Source organism: Marisediminicola antarctica (assembly GCF_009930795.1).
Taxonomy (GTDB): domain Bacteria; phylum Actinomycetota; class Actinomycetes; order Actinomycetales; family Microbacteriaceae; genus Marisediminicola; species Marisediminicola antarctica.
Genome location: NZ_CP017146.1, coordinates 2,824,734 through 2,839,129 on the forward strand (window position 1 = coordinate 2,824,734; position 14,396 = coordinate 2,839,129).

Annotated in this window: 16 protein-coding genes; 5 read left to right on the top strand and 11 right to left on the bottom strand. The window is 67.5% G+C overall.

The genetic code is table 11. The features are described from left to right. Positions 1-30: 30 nt before the first annotated feature. The 9 genes from recA to thyX form a co-directional block, all read right to left on the bottom strand. On the bottom strand, positions 31-1,140 hold the full coding sequence (gene recA, locus BHD05_RS13125) for a recombinase RecA (RefSeq protein ID WP_161886821.1): 1,110 nt from the start codon (positions 1,138-1,140) through the stop codon (positions 31-33). Between the two features lie 417 nt (positions 1,141-1,557). Next, the gene (locus BHD05_RS13130; protein ID WP_161886822.1) at positions 1,558-1,779 is read right to left on the bottom strand and encodes a DUF3046 domain-containing protein; all 222 of its coding nucleotides are present in this window, start codon (positions 1,777-1,779) and stop codon (positions 1,558-1,560) included. Positions 1,780-1,962: 183 nt separating this feature from the next. Beyond that, positions 1,963-2,271 (bottom strand): helix-turn-helix domain-containing protein, encoded by a 309-nt coding sequence (locus BHD05_RS13135; protein WP_161886823.1) that lies wholly within the window; start codon positions 2,269-2,271, stop codon positions 1,963-1,965. Between the two features lie 163 nt (positions 2,272-2,434). Beyond that, positions 2,435-2,920 carry a CinA family protein gene (locus BHD05_RS13140; RefSeq protein ID WP_161886824.1) on the bottom strand — a complete coding sequence of 162 codons (486 nt, stop codon included), beginning with the start codon at positions 2,918-2,920 and terminating at the stop codon, positions 2,435-2,437. Then, positions 2,917-3,519 (bottom strand): CDP-diacylglycerol--glycerol-3-phosphate 3-phosphatidyltransferase, encoded by a 603-nt coding sequence (pgsA, locus tag BHD05_RS13145; protein ID WP_161887549.1) that lies wholly within the window; start codon positions 3,517-3,519, stop codon positions 2,917-2,919. The genes BHD05_RS13140 and pgsA overlap by 4 nt, the downstream gene beginning before the upstream one ends. A 79-nt stretch (positions 3,520-3,598) precedes the next feature. Then, entirely contained in the window at positions 3,599-6,391 is a 2,793-nt protein-coding gene (locus BHD05_RS13150; protein WP_161886825.1) for an FtsK/SpoIIIE family DNA translocase, read from the bottom strand. A 115-nt stretch (positions 6,392-6,506) separates the two neighbouring features. Beyond that, positions 6,507-8,177: a ribonuclease J gene (locus BHD05_RS13155; protein WP_161886826.1), complete on the bottom strand. Its 1,671-nt coding sequence runs from the start codon at positions 8,175-8,177 to the stop codon at positions 6,507-6,509. Positions 8,178-8,271: 94 nt separating this feature from the next. After that, positions 8,272-9,249: a 4-hydroxy-tetrahydrodipicolinate synthase gene (gene dapA / locus BHD05_RS13160; protein WP_161886827.1), complete on the bottom strand. Its 978-nt coding sequence runs from the start codon at positions 9,247-9,249 to the stop codon at positions 8,272-8,274. Between the two features lie 145 nt (positions 9,250-9,394). After that, on the bottom strand, positions 9,395-10,123 hold the full coding sequence (gene thyX, locus BHD05_RS13165) for an FAD-dependent thymidylate synthase (RefSeq protein ID WP_161886828.1): 729 nt from the start codon (positions 10,121-10,123) through the stop codon (positions 9,395-9,397). A 78-nt stretch (positions 10,124-10,201) separates the two neighbouring features. Here thyX and BHD05_RS13170 point away from each other — a divergent pair, with 78 nt between their 5' ends. From BHD05_RS13170 to BHD05_RS13185, 4 genes are all read left to right on the top strand, one after another. Further along, positions 10,202-10,660, top strand: coding sequence for a TlpA family protein disulfide reductase (locus BHD05_RS13170; RefSeq protein ID WP_161886829.1), 459 nt, complete (start codon positions 10,202-10,204; stop codon positions 10,658-10,660). Further along, complete coding sequence (locus tag BHD05_RS13175; RefSeq protein ID WP_202614224.1) at positions 10,657-11,130, top strand: DUF4395 domain-containing protein; 474 nt, start codon at positions 10,657-10,659, stop codon at positions 11,128-11,130. The genes BHD05_RS13170 and BHD05_RS13175 overlap by 4 nt, the downstream gene beginning before the upstream one ends. 119 nt (positions 11,131-11,249) lie before the next feature. Next, on the top strand, positions 11,250-11,678 hold the full coding sequence (locus tag BHD05_RS13180) for an OsmC family peroxiredoxin (protein WP_161886830.1): 429 nt from the start codon (positions 11,250-11,252) through the stop codon (positions 11,676-11,678). Next, the gene (locus tag BHD05_RS13185; protein ID WP_335920149.1) at positions 11,678-12,619 is read left to right on the top strand and encodes a TIGR01777 family oxidoreductase; all 942 of its coding nucleotides are present in this window, start codon (positions 11,678-11,680) and stop codon (positions 12,617-12,619) included. The genes BHD05_RS13180 and BHD05_RS13185 overlap by 1 nt, the downstream gene beginning before the upstream one ends. 6 nt (positions 12,620-12,625) lie before the next feature. Here the strand turns inward: BHD05_RS13185 and BHD05_RS13190 are convergent, their stop codons facing one another. After that, positions 12,626-13,069, bottom strand: a complete 444-nt coding sequence (locus BHD05_RS13190; protein WP_161886831.1) for a tetratricopeptide repeat protein — start codon at positions 13,067-13,069, stop codon at positions 12,626-12,628. Continuing rightward, positions 13,066-13,812: a 4-hydroxy-tetrahydrodipicolinate reductase gene (gene dapB, locus BHD05_RS13195; RefSeq protein ID WP_161886832.1), complete on the bottom strand. Its 747-nt coding sequence runs from the start codon at positions 13,810-13,812 to the stop codon at positions 13,066-13,068. Before dapB ends, BHD05_RS13190 begins: the two co-directional genes overlap by 4 nt. A 76-nt stretch (positions 13,813-13,888) precedes the next feature. On the opposite strand from dapB, the gene BHD05_RS13200 reads away from it, so the two are divergent. Continuing rightward, the gene (locus BHD05_RS13200) at positions 13,889-14,389 is read left to right on the top strand and encodes a GNAT family N-acetyltransferase (RefSeq protein WP_161886833.1); all 501 of its coding nucleotides are present in this window, start codon (positions 13,889-13,891) and stop codon (positions 14,387-14,389) included. Positions 14,390-14,396 lie beyond the last annotated feature (7 nt).

Consider the following 14,396-nt stretch of genomic DNA (forward strand, 5'->3'; position numbering starts at 1 on the left):
TGGCAAGCCTGATCGGACGCCGCGTCATTCTCAGACCGCCTTGCGCGAGGCGAGCTTCTTCTGGATCGGCTCGACCGCCGCGGTCTTCGCCGTGTCGGCCGCCTTAGCCGGGTCACCGGCTGCGGCAGCGGGTGCGTTCGGGTCGGCCGCCATGCCGAGCTTGATCATGATCTTCTTCTCGATGTCGAGGGCAATCTCGGGGTTTCTCAGCAGGAAGTTGCGTGAGTTGTCCTTGCCCTGACCCAGCTGGTCGCCGTTGTAGGTGTACCACGCCCCCGACTTGCGCACGATCTCGTGCTCGACGCCGAAGTCGATGAGGCTTCCCTCGCGTGAGATGCCGACGCCGTAGAGGATGTCGAACTCGGCCTGCTTGAACGGGGGCGCCATCTTGTTCTTCACGACCTTCACCCGGGTGCGGTTACCGTAGGCCTCTGTGCCATCTTTCAGAGTCTCGATACGGCGGATATCGAGTCGAACCGACGCGTAGAACTTGAGCGCCTTGCCTCCCGCGGTGGTCTCGGGGCTTCCGAAGAACACCCCGATCTTCTCGCGGAGCTGGTTGATGAAGATCATCGTCGTGTTGGTCTGGCTCAGGCCACCCGTGAGCTTGCGCAGCGCCTGCGACATGAGGCGCGCCTGCAGACCGACGTGGGAGTCGCCCATCTCTCCTTCGATCTCCGCGCGCGGGACGAGGGCGGCGACGGAGTCGATGACGATGAGGTCGATCGAGCCGGAACGGACGAGCATGTCGGCGATTTCGAGTGCCTGCTCACCCGTGTCGGGCTGGGAGACCAGGAGGGCGTCGATGTCGACGCCGAGCTTCTGCGCGTAGTCCGGATCGAGCGCGTGCTCGGCGTCAATGAAGGCGGCGATGCCGCCGGCCTTCTGCGCATTCGCGATGGCGTGCAGCGTGAGGGTCGTCTTACCGGAGGACTCCGGGCCGTAGATCTCCACGATGCGGCCGCGGGGAAGCCCGCCAATGCCGAGCGCGACATCCAGGGCGATCGACCCTGTCGGGATCACCGCGACGGGGGCGCGCTCGTCGCTGCCGAGCCGCATGACGGAGCCCTTGCCGAACTGGCGGTCAATCTGTGCGAGGGCGGTTTCGAGCGACTTTTCGCGATCTGCTGCTGATGCCATGGGAGGCTCCTTGTGACTAGAGGGTTGTGCGCCTATAGGCTGCCGCTTCACTGCCAGGCCGATGTTGCAGGGCCCGGCAGTCCGCGACAAGGCTGGTGTTACGGGTGGTGCTTGTCGTTGGTTCGTCTCCAACAACTGCGACTGTACGCTCGGGGTCTGACATTCCTGTCGACCCTCACCGGCATCAGTGCACAGACCGTCTTCGATTGCGCCTGTGCAGGAGTTTAGTAAGAACCGAACGAATGTTCGACCCCAAGGATGCGCGTGTCGCACATTCACGCCCCGGCAAGGGGAACCGCGCGTGGGCGGTCGGCGCGAGCCCGCGAGTCGCCCACTAAAGCGGCATCCACACCCCGCAAGGGGACGTAAGCAGGCAACTCACGCAATATTGGCACGCGGCCGACTGCCCGCGGCCGGCTACTTCTTCGGCAGCTGCCCTACGCCGTAGCGCCGGTTGGGGGGAACGTCGGTCGACGCGCAGAGGGCGACCCAGATCTCTTTCGTGTCGATGCCCGCGGCTATGGCCTGCACCGCCGTGCGGTCCCCCAGAGCGCCAAGCACCAGGTCGCGCGTGACGGTTCGCCCGTATCCCTCGCCGAACTCGTCGGCCACGGCCTGCCAGAATTCGCTCACTCTCACCCGACAACGCTAACAAGACCCGAGGCACACCCACTACACGACGCACGCGGAGCCAGTCGGATGCTGGTCCCCTGTGCGACCCGCAAAAGTTGCACGGCACGTCGCAACCTCGAAGGCCTCGGCGCCCCTAAACGACAAATGCCCCGGCGGTGAGACCGGGGCATTTGATCGATTGGGTGTGTTCTAACGGACAGCAAGGTCCGCATCGAAATTGGCGACGAGGTCATCCGGAACGGTATCGGGGATCCGATTGAGACCCTCGATGACGGCGAGGCGATCGCCGACTTCGCGCATGATGACAGATATGGGAGTGTCGAGGGCATCTGCAACAGAAGCGAGGATCTCAGAGCTGGCCTCTTTCTGGCCTCGCTCCACCTCGCTCAGGTAACCGAGAGCAACACTGGCCTTGCTCGCGACCTGGCGAAGGGTTCGACCCTTCTGCAGGCGGAAGTCCCGGAGCACATCTCCGATTTCTTGGCGTACTAGTACCATCTGGACTCTCCTCCTTAGATGACTGACCCGTGTTGTAGATGCGTGCCAGGAGTTGCGGTAGCGCAACTCCTGATGACCCAAACTCTATCGAGAACAATCTGTGTGACGCTTGTTAATCACACCTATGTAACGAGATCGAAACGCGAATCATTCCCCGCGATAGCTAGCCGTGGCGCAGTAGTTTAGCCAGTTCGCTGAGGGATTCGGAGACGACGCGAATCCGGATGTCTTCGCGGGAGCCCGGTACCTGCAAGTGGAGCACTTCTACCCTGTCGCCGATCGCGATTGCGACGTACGCCTCGCCCGGCGAGTGTCCATCCTGGGCGCCGGGGCCCGCGACTCCCGTCGTTGCGAGGCCGATGTCGGCGGGGGTGCCGTCAATCGACAGCAACTGGCGCACGCCCGTCGCCATTTGCCGGGCCACCTCGGGGTGGACCGGTCCCTCCGCGGCGAGCAGCTCCGCCGACACGCCCAGCAGGGAGTGCTTGAGGTCGGTGGCATAGGCGACCACTCCCCCGCGGACCACGACGGATGCCCCGGGGATCGCCACAAGCTCGGCGACGAGCAGGCCGCCGGTGAGCGATTCCGCGACCGCAACCGACAGCTTCCGCGTGGTCAGCTCGGAGACGATCGCGTGAGCGAGGCTCACGCCTGGGTGCCAGGACGGTTGCCGCGGTACGCCTTCCACAGGTAGTCCGCGCCGGTGATGACGGTCACGATGACGGCGAGCCCCATAAGGATCGCGTTGACCCAGAGGATCCAGTCTCCGACCACGAGCTGCAGGGGGAACAGGTAGAGCGAGATCGCAACGGACTGCAGCACTGTCTTGAGCTTGCCGCCGCTCGAGGCCGGGACGACGCGGGTGCGCAACACGGCGAATCGGAAGGCGGTAATGCCCAACTCGCGCACCATGATGATGATCGTGACCCACCAGGGCAGCTCGCCGAGGATCGAGAGTCCAACCAGGGCGCCGCCGATGAGCACCTTGTCGGCGATCGGGTCGAGAATCTTACCGAGGTCGGTGACGAGGTTCTGGCGGCGGGCGAGCAGGCCGTCAACGCTGTCGGTGATGATCGCGACCACGAAGAGCACTGCCGCGATGATGCGCAGGGGGCCCAGTGCGCCTTCGTCGGCGAGAAGCAGCCATATGAAGGCCGGTGCCATCAGGATGCGGACGACGGTGATGATGTTGGCGATGTTGCCCGAGCTTGCGGGGGTCTCGCCCGACCGGACGACCCTGCCGCGCATCGGGTTGGGGCGGCGCGGAGTGGGCTCCCCCGACGAGTCGGAGGGCGGACCCGGTGGCACTCGATCAGTTGCCACGGCGCTACTCCCTGCCCGTCAGTCCCCAGGCGTCCTCGTCCGAGGCGTCCACCTCATCGTAACCGGTCGTCATCTCGCGAACCGGATCGAGCACGGGGTTGTCGAGCCGGTCTGCGTCGGCCGAGCGTCCCTGCCGTGGGTCGGATGCCGCAGCCGGAGCATCCTCGCCCCGCAGCCGTGCGAGCACGCCCGGGAGCTGTTCCGGCGTAACGAGCACGTCGCGTGCCTTCGACCCCTCCGAGGGCCCGACGATCTCCCGCGATTCAAGCAGGTCCATCAGGCGCCCTGCCTTCGCGAACCCGACCCGAAGCTTGCGCTGCAGCATCGAGGTCGATCCGAACTGGGTGCTGACGATGAGCTCGGCGGCGGCAAGGAGCACCTCGAGGTCGTCGCCTATGTCGCCGTCGACGACCTTCTTATCGGCTACCGCGGCGACGTCCTTGCGATATTCGGGCTGGGCCTGACGGGTCACGTGCTTGACGACGGCGTTGACCTCGCTCTCGGTGACCCAGGCGCCCTGCACACGGATCGACTTCGAGGCGCCCATCGGCAGGAAGAGCGCGTCGCCCTGGCCGATGAGCTTCTCGGCGCCGGGCTGGTCGAGGATCACGCGGCTGTCGGTCATGCTGCTCACGGCGAAGGCGAGGCGCGAGGGCACGTTGGCCTTGATGAGGCCCGTGACGACGTCGACGCTCGGGCGCTGGGTGGCGAGCACGAGATGGATCCCAGAGGCGCGGGCGAGCTGCGTGATACGCACGATCGAGTCTTCGACGTCGCGCGGGGCGACCATCATGAGGTCGGCGAGCTCGTCGACGACGATGAGGAGGTACGGGTACGGCTTGAGCTTGCGCTGGCTGCCGGCCGGCAGCACGACCTCGCCAGCGGACACGGCCCTGTTGAAGTCGTCGATGTGGCGGAACCCGAAGCTCTCGAGGTCGTCGTACCGCATGTCCATTTCCTTCACGACCCAGCTGAGCGCCTCCGCGGCCTTCTTGGGGCTCGTGATGACGGGGGTGATCAGGTGCGGGATGCCGGCGTAAGGGGTGAGCTCGACCCGCTTCGGGTCGATGAGCACCATGCGTACCTCGGCCGGGCTGGCGTGCATGAGCAGCGAGACGATCATCGAGTTGACGAAGCTCGACTTGCCGGAGCCGGTCGAGCCCGCGACGAGCAGGTGGGGCATTTTCGCGAGGTTTGCGACGACGAAGCCGCCCTCGACGTCTTTGCCGAGGCCGACAGTGAGCGGATGCTGGCTGCTGGTCGAGGCCTTCGAGCGGAGCACGTCGCCGAGCGACACGATCTCGCGGTCGGTATTCGGGATCTCGACGCCGATCGCGGAGCGGCCGGGGATCGGCGAGAGGATGCGCACCTCATTGCTCGCGACGGCATAGCTGAGGTTCTTGTTGAGCGCCGTGACGCGCTCCACCTTCACGCCGGGGCCGAGCTCGATCTCGTACCGCGTGACCGTGGGCCCGCGGCTGAAGCCCGTGACCTTCGCGTCGACGGCGAACTGCTTGAGCACCTCGGTGATTGCACGCACGATGACCTCGTTGGCCTCGGAACGCGACTTCGGCGGGGTGCCGAGGGCGAGCGTAGAGACGGCCGGAAGCCGGTACGGTGCGGCAGGCAATTGCGGGCCGGTCGCGACGGCGAACTCCCCCGCTGCGCCCTTGGTCGAGGCACTGTCGGCAAAGCCGGGCAGCGGGTCGGCGACGCTGGGCCCGGAGTCGTCCCGTATGCCGGTCGGATGGCCCTCGACCTCACCGGTGAAGCGATCGAGCGCTCCCTCGGCCAGGGCGAGCTCGGCCAGCAGTGCGGCCTCCGCAGCGCGCTCGGCGTGTTCGGCCCTCTCGCGATCCGCGGCCACGTCAGCGGAGCGGTCGATGACCTCGGTCTCGTCGCGTCCCCGCACGATGACCGGGGTGTCGTAGGCCGGGTCGTCTTCGCGACGCGTCTTATTGCGACGCCACCAGGGCAGCTCGGTCTCTGCGCCGAGCCCGAGGTCGTCGATCGATCCGAAGGAGCCGGTGTCGGACTTCGCTGCCTTCTTCGCAGCCGCGGCCTCGGCATCCGGCATCTCGGCACCGAACAGGTAGGAGTAGAGCTCACGCAGCCGGTGAAAGAGCCTGTTCGGCGGGGTCTTCGTGATGATGAACAGCGAGAGCACGAGCAGCAGGATGACGACAGCGGTCGCGCCCGCGGTGGTGAGCACGAAGATGAGGGGGGCGGCGAGCACCCAGCCGAGGATGCCGCCGGCGATCGCGAGGTCGGGCATTCCCCCGGCGGGCGACGGCTGACCGCCGAAGATGTGGAAGAGGCCGCTGACGGTGGTCAGGAGAATGGCGAGGCCGATTCCGATGCGCCCATTGTCGTGAACGGATGCCGGATGCCGGAACAGCCAGATCGCGAACAGCACCATGATCACGGGCAGCGCGTAGGCGACGTGGCCGAAGAGGCCGCCGAAGGAGTAGGCATCAAGTGCGACCGCGACGGGGTCGGAGGGATTGAACCACTTCACGACGGCGCCGAAGAGGGCGAGGATGACGATGAAGAACGGCACTCCGTCTCGACGCTCCTCCTTCGCGAGGGTTTCCTTGCCGAGCACGCGCGCGCCGCCGCCAACGATGTGCGCGAGGCCGAGCCAGGCTCGGGAGAGCAGCCCGGGGCCGCGTTCTGCTTCAAATTTGGGGGTGGGGATCTTGCGCGTGGTGCCCTTGCCGGTCGCGGCGCCGGCGCCCTTGGTGCCGGCGCGCGGCGTCGTTCGCGCGCGCGGGGTCGACCGAGTGCTCGTAGCCATGTTCCTTACGGTATCCCGAGCCACGGTCAGCGGCCAGTTGGCCCGCGCGCGTGTCAGACGATCGCGGTCAGTAGCGAATCGCGTCGATCACCTTCACCCGCACGGCCACGCGCGATCAGGCCTCGATGACGATCGGCACGATCATGGGCCGCCGCCGGTGCGATGAGCTCACCCAGCGGCCGACCGTGCGCCGCACGATCTGGCTGTAGGCGTGGGTGTCGCGAGTTCCGTTCGCCGCCGCCTCAGCGAGCGCCGCGACGATCAGCGGAATGACGCGCGCGAACACGGCGGAGTCCTCGGCATACCCCCGCGCGTGGATCTCTGGCCCCACGATGACGGCGCCGGTCTGCGCGTCGATCGCGACGAAGATCGACACGAAGCCCTCCTCGGCGAGGATGCGGCGGTCCTTGAGGTCGGCGTCGGTGATGGCTCCGACTGACGACCCGTCGACGTACACGTAGCCGAGGTCGAGCTGACCGACGACGGTCGCGACGCCGTCGCGCAGGTCGATCACGGTGCCGTCTTCGCCGATGATGGTGTTCTCCCGCGGCACGCCCGTCTGGATCGCAAGCGACTGGTTCGCGACGAGGTGGCGGTACTCGCCGTGCACCGGCAGCACGTTTTTCGGACGGACGATGTTGTAGCAGTAGAGCAGCTCGCCGGCGCTCGCGTGGCCGGAGACGTGCACCTTCGCGTTGCCCTTGTGGACTACGTTCGCGCCGAGCTTGATGAGCCCGTTGATGACGCGGTACACGGCGTTCTCGTTGCCGGGGATGAGGCTCGAGGCGAGGATGACGGTGTCGCCGGTGCCGATCTCGATCTGATGCTCCATGTTCGCCATCCGCGCGAGCACAGCCATCGGCTCACCCTGGGATCCCGTGCTCATGTAGACGATCTTGTCGTCGGGCAGGTCGGCGGCCTTCTTCGAGTCGACGAGAACACCCGGCGGCACCTTGAGGTAACCCAGCTCCGCAGCGATCGACATGTTGCGCACCATCGACCGGCCCATAAACGCGACCCGGCGGCCATTCGCGTTCGCCGCATCCAGCACCTGCTGCACCCGGTGCACGTGGCTCGAGAAGCTGGCGATGATGACCCGGCGCGGGGCAGAGAAGATGACGCGCTCGAGCACCGGCCCGATGTCGCGCTCCGGCGCGGTGAATCCGGGAACGTCGGCGTTGGTCGAGTCGACCAGGAACAGGTCGACTCCGGCCTCGCCGAGCCGGGCGAAGGCGCGCAGGTCGGTGATGCGGTTGTCGAGCGGCAGTTGGTCCATCTTGAAGTCGCCCGTGTGCAGCACGACACCCGCGCTCGTTCGGATCGCGACGGCGAGAGCATCCGGGATCGAATGGTTCACCGCGACGAATTCGAGGTCGAAGGGGCCCAGCCGCTCTTTCTGGTCCTCGCGCACGGTCAGCGTGAACGGCGTGATGCGGTGCTCCTTGAGCTTCGCCTCGATGAACGCGAGGGTCAGGCTCGACCCGATAAGCGGGATGTCGGCACGCAGCCCGAGCAGGTACGGCACCGCGCCGATGTGGTCTTCGTGGCCGTGGGTGAGAACGACGCCGACGACGTCGTCGAGCCTCTCCCTGATCGGGGAGAAGTCGGGCAGGATCAGGTCGACGCCCGGTTGGTTCTCCTCGGGGAAGAGCACTCCGCAGTCGACGATCAGGAGCTTGCCGTCGATCTCGAAGACAGTCATGTTGCGGCCGATCTCACCGAGCCCGCCGATCGGGATGATGCGCAGCGTGCCGTTCTCGAGCGGCGGCGGGCTGTACGGGGTCATCGGGTCCTGTCGTCTCGTCCGCGGGCATTCGCTGCGGCGCTGGGGCGCGGCGTTCCTGCGGGTTGCGCTCGGCGGGTCGTGCTCGGGTTCGTCCTCAGCGGGTCGTGCCGGCGATCTTCGGGAGTGCTCCGCCCGCTGCCGCATTGCGGTCCGGACGGAAGTTGCTGAGGTCGAGGCCGGGAATCGCGCCGACGAGCGCGATCTCGTCCTCGATCTGCGCGGCCTCGGCATCCTCCGGGCCGACGAGCGGCAGGCGCACGCGCGGGCTGCCGATGCGGCCCAGGCCGTGCAGGATGTACTTCGCCGCCACCGTTCCGGGCACATGCGTCATGACGGCCCGCACGAGCGGCTCGAGCGCCTTGTGCGCGGCGGTCGCGGTGGCGAGGTCGCCGGCGTTCACGGCATCCACGATGACCCGGTAGGGGGCCGCGGCGATGTTCGCGGTCACTCCGATGAGACCGGACGCGCCGATCGACAGGTGCGGCAGCACGTTGGCGTCGTCCCCGGAGAAGTAGAGCAGGTCGGTCTGGTTGAGCACGCGGCTGACCTCGCTGAAGTCGCCCTTCGCATCTTTGATCGCGAGGATGTTCGGATGCTTCGCCGCGCGCAGGATCGTCTCGTAGGTGATCGGGATGCCCGTGCGCCCCGGGATGTCGTAGAGGATCACCGGCAGGTCGGTCGCGTCGGCGATCATGCGGAAGTGGGTGAGCACCCCGGCCTGTGTGGGCTTGTTGTAGTACGGCGTGACAATCATGACGGCGTCGGCGCCGGCCTTCTCGCTTGCCTTGTACAGCTGCATCGCGTGGGCGGTCTCGTTGGATCCACCGCCGGTGATGATCTTCGCGCGGCCCGCGGCGACGGACTTGCCGACCTCGACAAGGCGGATCTTCTCCGGGTCGGTGAGGGTGGAGGTCTCGCCGGTCGTGCCGGTCACCACGATTCCGTCGGCGCCCGCGGTGATGACGTCGTCGATGTGCTTCTCGACGTCGGCCCAGTCGACTTCGCCGTCGGCGGTGAATGGGGTTACGAGCGCGACGAGGACTTGGCCAAAGGGATTAGAGGACGTAGACACGCCTACAGGTTATCGCGTGACCCGTGGCAGCCACATCCGCCGGTTGACCAGGCCGCTTGCGCGCGTGTTGTTCAATCGCGCCGGTGCGATTACATGCACGCGGGTGAACAGCGATCGCGTGAGCGGGCAGAGGCGGGGTGGGACCCTACGGGGCTACTCGGCCGTTCTCGTTGAAGGTGGCGTAGGTCAGCGGCATCAGTGCGGCGAAGCGCTGCTCCATCTGCTCCGCGGCCATCTCGATCTCCCGCTGCGGATACGACGGAAACTGGGTTCCCTCGCGCTTGGTGCGCAGAGACAGGAAGTTCATCAGCGCGCGTGCGTTCATCGTCACGTACATCGACGAGTAGATATTGAGCGGCAGCACGATCCGCGCGACCTCGCGGGCGACGCCGGCGTCAAGCATCCGCTGGTACGACTCGAAGGCCGCGGTCGACACCCGCTTGGCCTCGGCCTGCACCAGCTCGGTCTGCTCCGTGGTGCCGGGCAGGAAGTCGTACGCGCCGGGCTTGCCGACCTGCACGAGGTTGCGCTCGGGTCCGGGTACGTAGAAGACCGGGTTGAGCTCGCGATAGCGGCCGGATTCCTCGTTGTACGAGGCGATGCGGTGCCGCATGAACTCGCGGAACACGAAGATCGGCGCCTGCACGTAGAAGGTCATCGAGTTGTGCTCGAACGGCGAACCGTGGCGGTCGCGCATGAGGTAGTTGATGAGGCCCTTGCTTCTCGAGGTGTCGAGGTCCTCATCCTTGGCTGCCGCGAGCGTCTGCTCGCCCTGCGTGGAGACGCGGGCGGCGAAGAGCACATCGGCGTCGGTCGCGTTCGCGCGGATGAGTTCGACGGTGACGTCGCTGCGGAATTGGATGTCGTGGGGCACGCGCCCACGATAGCGCGGCGCAGCGTAATGATCTGTCACACTCGCCGCCAGCGGACATGGGCGACGTAGCCTGAAGGCATGAACCCGGTGGCCACCCTCGCGATCCTGCTCGGTCTCGTCGCGCTCGCGACTGTGCTCGGCCTGATCTGGCGCGCCGCGAACGGCCGTGTCAGCGCGGGCGACCAGTCGCTCGTCCGGCTGCCCGGGCTGCCGGATGCCCGCGTCACACTTCTGCAGTTCTCCACCGACGTGTGCGCCCCGTGCGTGCCGACCCGGGTACTGCTCGGCACTATCGCCACCGAGAACGAGGGCGTGCAGCACGTCGATATCGATCTGACCCATCGTCCGGAGCTGGCAACCAGGTTTCGGGTGCTGCAGACCCCGACCACTCTGGTGCTCGACTCCCGCGGGGCCATCCGTGCGCGCATCGGCGGCGCCCCGCGAGCGACCGAGGTACGCGCCGCCGTCGCCGGGATACTCGGTGCGACGACGGATGCCGCGACAGGCGCAACCGCCCCCAGGACGGCAACCTCGTGACCGAGCTGCCGTCGAAGCGCGACCCCATCGATCCGCGCGGTCCGAGGTTCGGCGCCGGAATCACCGCACTCCTGCTGCTCGTTGTCGTCGCGCTCGACCTGTCCGGGTTCACCACCTCCGCGGCGGCGCTCCTCGGCGCCATCGCCGCGCTGTTCGCATGGGGCGCTTTCGCCGGCATCCAGCGCCACCCCTACGGCGTTCTGTACGCCCGATTCGTGCGGCCCCGGCTCGCCCCGACCTCTGAGCGCGAGGGGGCGGCTCCCCCGACCTTCGCCCAGGGGGTGGGCCTCGCCGTGACGCTCGTCGGGCTCGTGCTGCACCTGGCCGGGGTGCCACTCGCCATCAGCATCGCCGCCGGCGCGGCCTTCATCGCCGCGTTCCTCAACGCCGCCTTCGCCTACTGCCTGGGCTGCCAGATCTACCTCGGCCTACTGCGTGCGGGGCTACTCGGCCGCTCCGCCCGGGTGTAATCCAGCCCTAATCCGCCGCGCGCCGTCGCCGACCCCTCGAACGGCCACCCGACCGGCTCTTCGCCCTGCCCGCGTTCGGCCGGGTGGCCTAGGCTGAACCGCAAACGAAGGGGTTCATCATGGCGGTAACCAGCGAATCAACCACCCTGTGGCACGGCGACCTAGCGGCGGGCAGCGGCCACACGACACTCGACTCATCCGGCGGCTTCGTCGAACTTCCGATGTCCTGGGCCGCGCGCACCAACGGACTTGCCGGAAAGAGCAACCCCGAGGAGCTGCTCGGCGCGGCACATTCTTCGTGCTTCTCCATGCAGTTCGCCAACCTGCTCGCGACCAACGGAACACCCCCGGAGCACATCCAGGTGACCGCAGCCGTGACCTTCGAACCCGGCACCGGCATCACCGGCAGCCACCTCCTGGTCAGCGCCAAGGTTCCTGGAATCAGCGAAGAGGACTTCGAGCGCATCGCCGATGAGGCGAAGGCGACCTGCCCGGTCTCCCTCGCGCTCGCCGGCACGACAATCACCCTCGAAGCCAGCCTCGCGTAGTGGCGCAGGTGCGTCGCCCCGCCGCCTCCCGCGCGGGCAAGAAGGCGAATATGACCGTGCTCGTGTCCGGGGCGTCCGGCCTCGTGGGCACGGAACTGGTGCGCCAGCTGCGTGATGCGGGTCACGACGTGCAGAAGCTCGTCCGGCGACAGCCGAGGGGGGCCGACGAGCACAACTGGGCGCCGAGCGCCGGCATGATCGACGCGAACCTGATGGACTCGATGGACGCCGTCATCAACCTGTCCGGCGCGTCCCTCGGCCGTATCCCGTGGACTCCCGGCTACAAGAAGACGATCCTCAACTCACGACTCGAAACGACCAGAACCCTCGCCCAGGCGATGAGCCGGGCGTCGACGCCGCCCGCCGTGTTCCTCTCTGCGTCCGCCGTGGGAATCTACGGCGACCGCCCCGGCGAGCGGCTCGTCGACGGCTCCGAGCACGGAACCGGTTTCCTCGCCGACGTCGTCGAGGCGTGGGAGGAGGCCGCGCGCATCCGCCCGGAGAAGACGCGACTCGTCACCTTCCGCACCGGGCTCGTGATCGGCAACGGCGGCGGGATCAAGCCGCTGATGATCGCCACCAAGTTCGGCGCCGGCGCCCGGATGGGCACGGGCGGCCAGTACTGGCCGTGGATCAGCCTCTACGACGAGGCAGCGGCCATCCGGCATCTGCTCACCTCGTCGCTGAGCGGTCCGGTGAACCTCGCCGGGCCCGTTCCGGCGACCTCCGACCGGTTGACGAAGTACCTGGCGACGAAGCTGCGCCGACCGTATCTGTTTGCGATCCCGGAGAAGATCATTTCGCTCGGGATGGGCGAGGCCGGCCGCGAACTCCTGCTGAACAGCCAGAAAATGATTCCATCGACGCTTACCGCCGATGGCTTCCACTTCCGCCACGAGACCGTGGAGTCGGCGATCGACGCGCTCGTCGACGAGCGCTGAACGGGCTCAGGCGGTGGCTCGGCTGAGGGAGATCGCTCGACGGATCGACTGGCGGGCGCGGCGCCGATCGCCGCACGCGTCGTAGGCGAGGCCGAGCCGGAACCACGCCTTCCAGTTGCCCGGGTCGTTCTCAACCTCGGCCTGATACCGCGGAAAGTCGACGTCGGCCGCACCGCGATCGGGGCGACCGCTCGGCCGCAGCGGCAGCGTGTCGGCGGGCAGCGGGCCCTCGCTCGCAACGATCGCGCCCAGACGCTGGCTCCTGACCCCGAAGAGCACCTCGGCGACGAGCGCCCAGAATCCGAGCAGCGGGAGCACGAGAAGCGCGATGCCGATGCCGCGCGAGACGGGATCGTCGACGACGATGAGCCGAACGGCAAGCTGCGTGACGACGACCAGATAGAGCAGAAGAAGGAGCGCCATCAGGGCGGCTCCGATGCGCGCGCTCAACGGGGAAGGCCAGAGGTGAGGTCGATGAGCTTGTCGAGGCCCACCGTGACCCCCCGTGCGGTGCGCGCCGCGCGCAGACCGAGCAGAATACCGGCCTCGTAGGACGTCGGGGCGAGGGTCTCGTGGCTCAGGGTGAGCAGCTCGCCGGTTCCGCCGAAGTGCACGTCTTGGCGGGCCACGACCCCTTGCATCCGCAGGCTGTGGATGGGGATGCTCGCGACCTGCTGCCCACGGGCACGCTGGTCAGTGTGCGGGGCAACGACGGGGCCGTGCTTCACTCGCGCCGCGCCCATGAGCTCCGCGGTGCGCACCGCGGTGCCGGAGGGCGAGTCCACCTTCGAGGCGTGATGGGTCTCGACGATCTCGATCGAATCGAAGAATCGCGCGGCCAGGGCCGCGAACGTCGTCGCGAGCACCGACCCGACGGAGAAGTTGGGGATGATGACGACGCCGATTTCGAGATTGTCGGCGATGCGGCTCTGCAGGGAGGTGATCCGCTCGCTCGACCAGCCGCTCGTTCCGACGAGCACGCTGATCCCGTTCGACACGGCGAAGTCGACAACCTTCTGGCTGACACCGGGCACGGTGACGTCCACGGCGATGTCGGCGTCGAGCATGTCGCTGAGCGGGGTCCGGGAATCGAGTTCAGCGACGAGTTCGAATTCGTCGGATTCCCGCACGATGCGCGAGACGAGCTGGCCCAGCCTGCCGGTTGCGCCGACTACGGCGACCTTGGTTGTCATGGCCCCAATCTACCAACTCGCCTGTCCGCTCCCGACGGCGCGTTCCGGTCGGATGCGGCACCCTAGGCTGGGCGACATGGTCAGCTACCGCGAGGCGTCAGTGACCGACGACGCCGCCCTCGCCCTCCTCGCCGAGTACTTCTCGAGCCGCGCGGAATCGTTCCCCGCCACAATGGGCCAGTACCACGCGACCTTCCCTGCGGCCGGCGACTTCGGGCCTCCCCGCGGCGTGTTCCTGATCGTCGAGGGCGAGGACCTGGCCGGCGAACCGGCGGATGTCGGCTGCGGCGGAATCCGCCTGCTCGACCACTCCGCCGGGGTGACCCGGTTCGAGGTCAAGCACCTGTGGTTGCAACCCCACGTGCGCGGCCTCGGCCTCGGCCGCCAGCTGCTCGAGGAGCTGGAGGCCAGGGCGCGGGCGTTCGGCGCGAGCGAGCTGGTGCTCGACACCAACGAGGCCCAGCAGGCCGCATCCGGCCTCTACCGCAGCAGCGGCTACGTCGAAATTCCGCCGTACAACGCCAACGCCAACGCGACGCACTGGTTCGCGAAGAACCTCACGACCGAACTCGAGTGACGCGCGC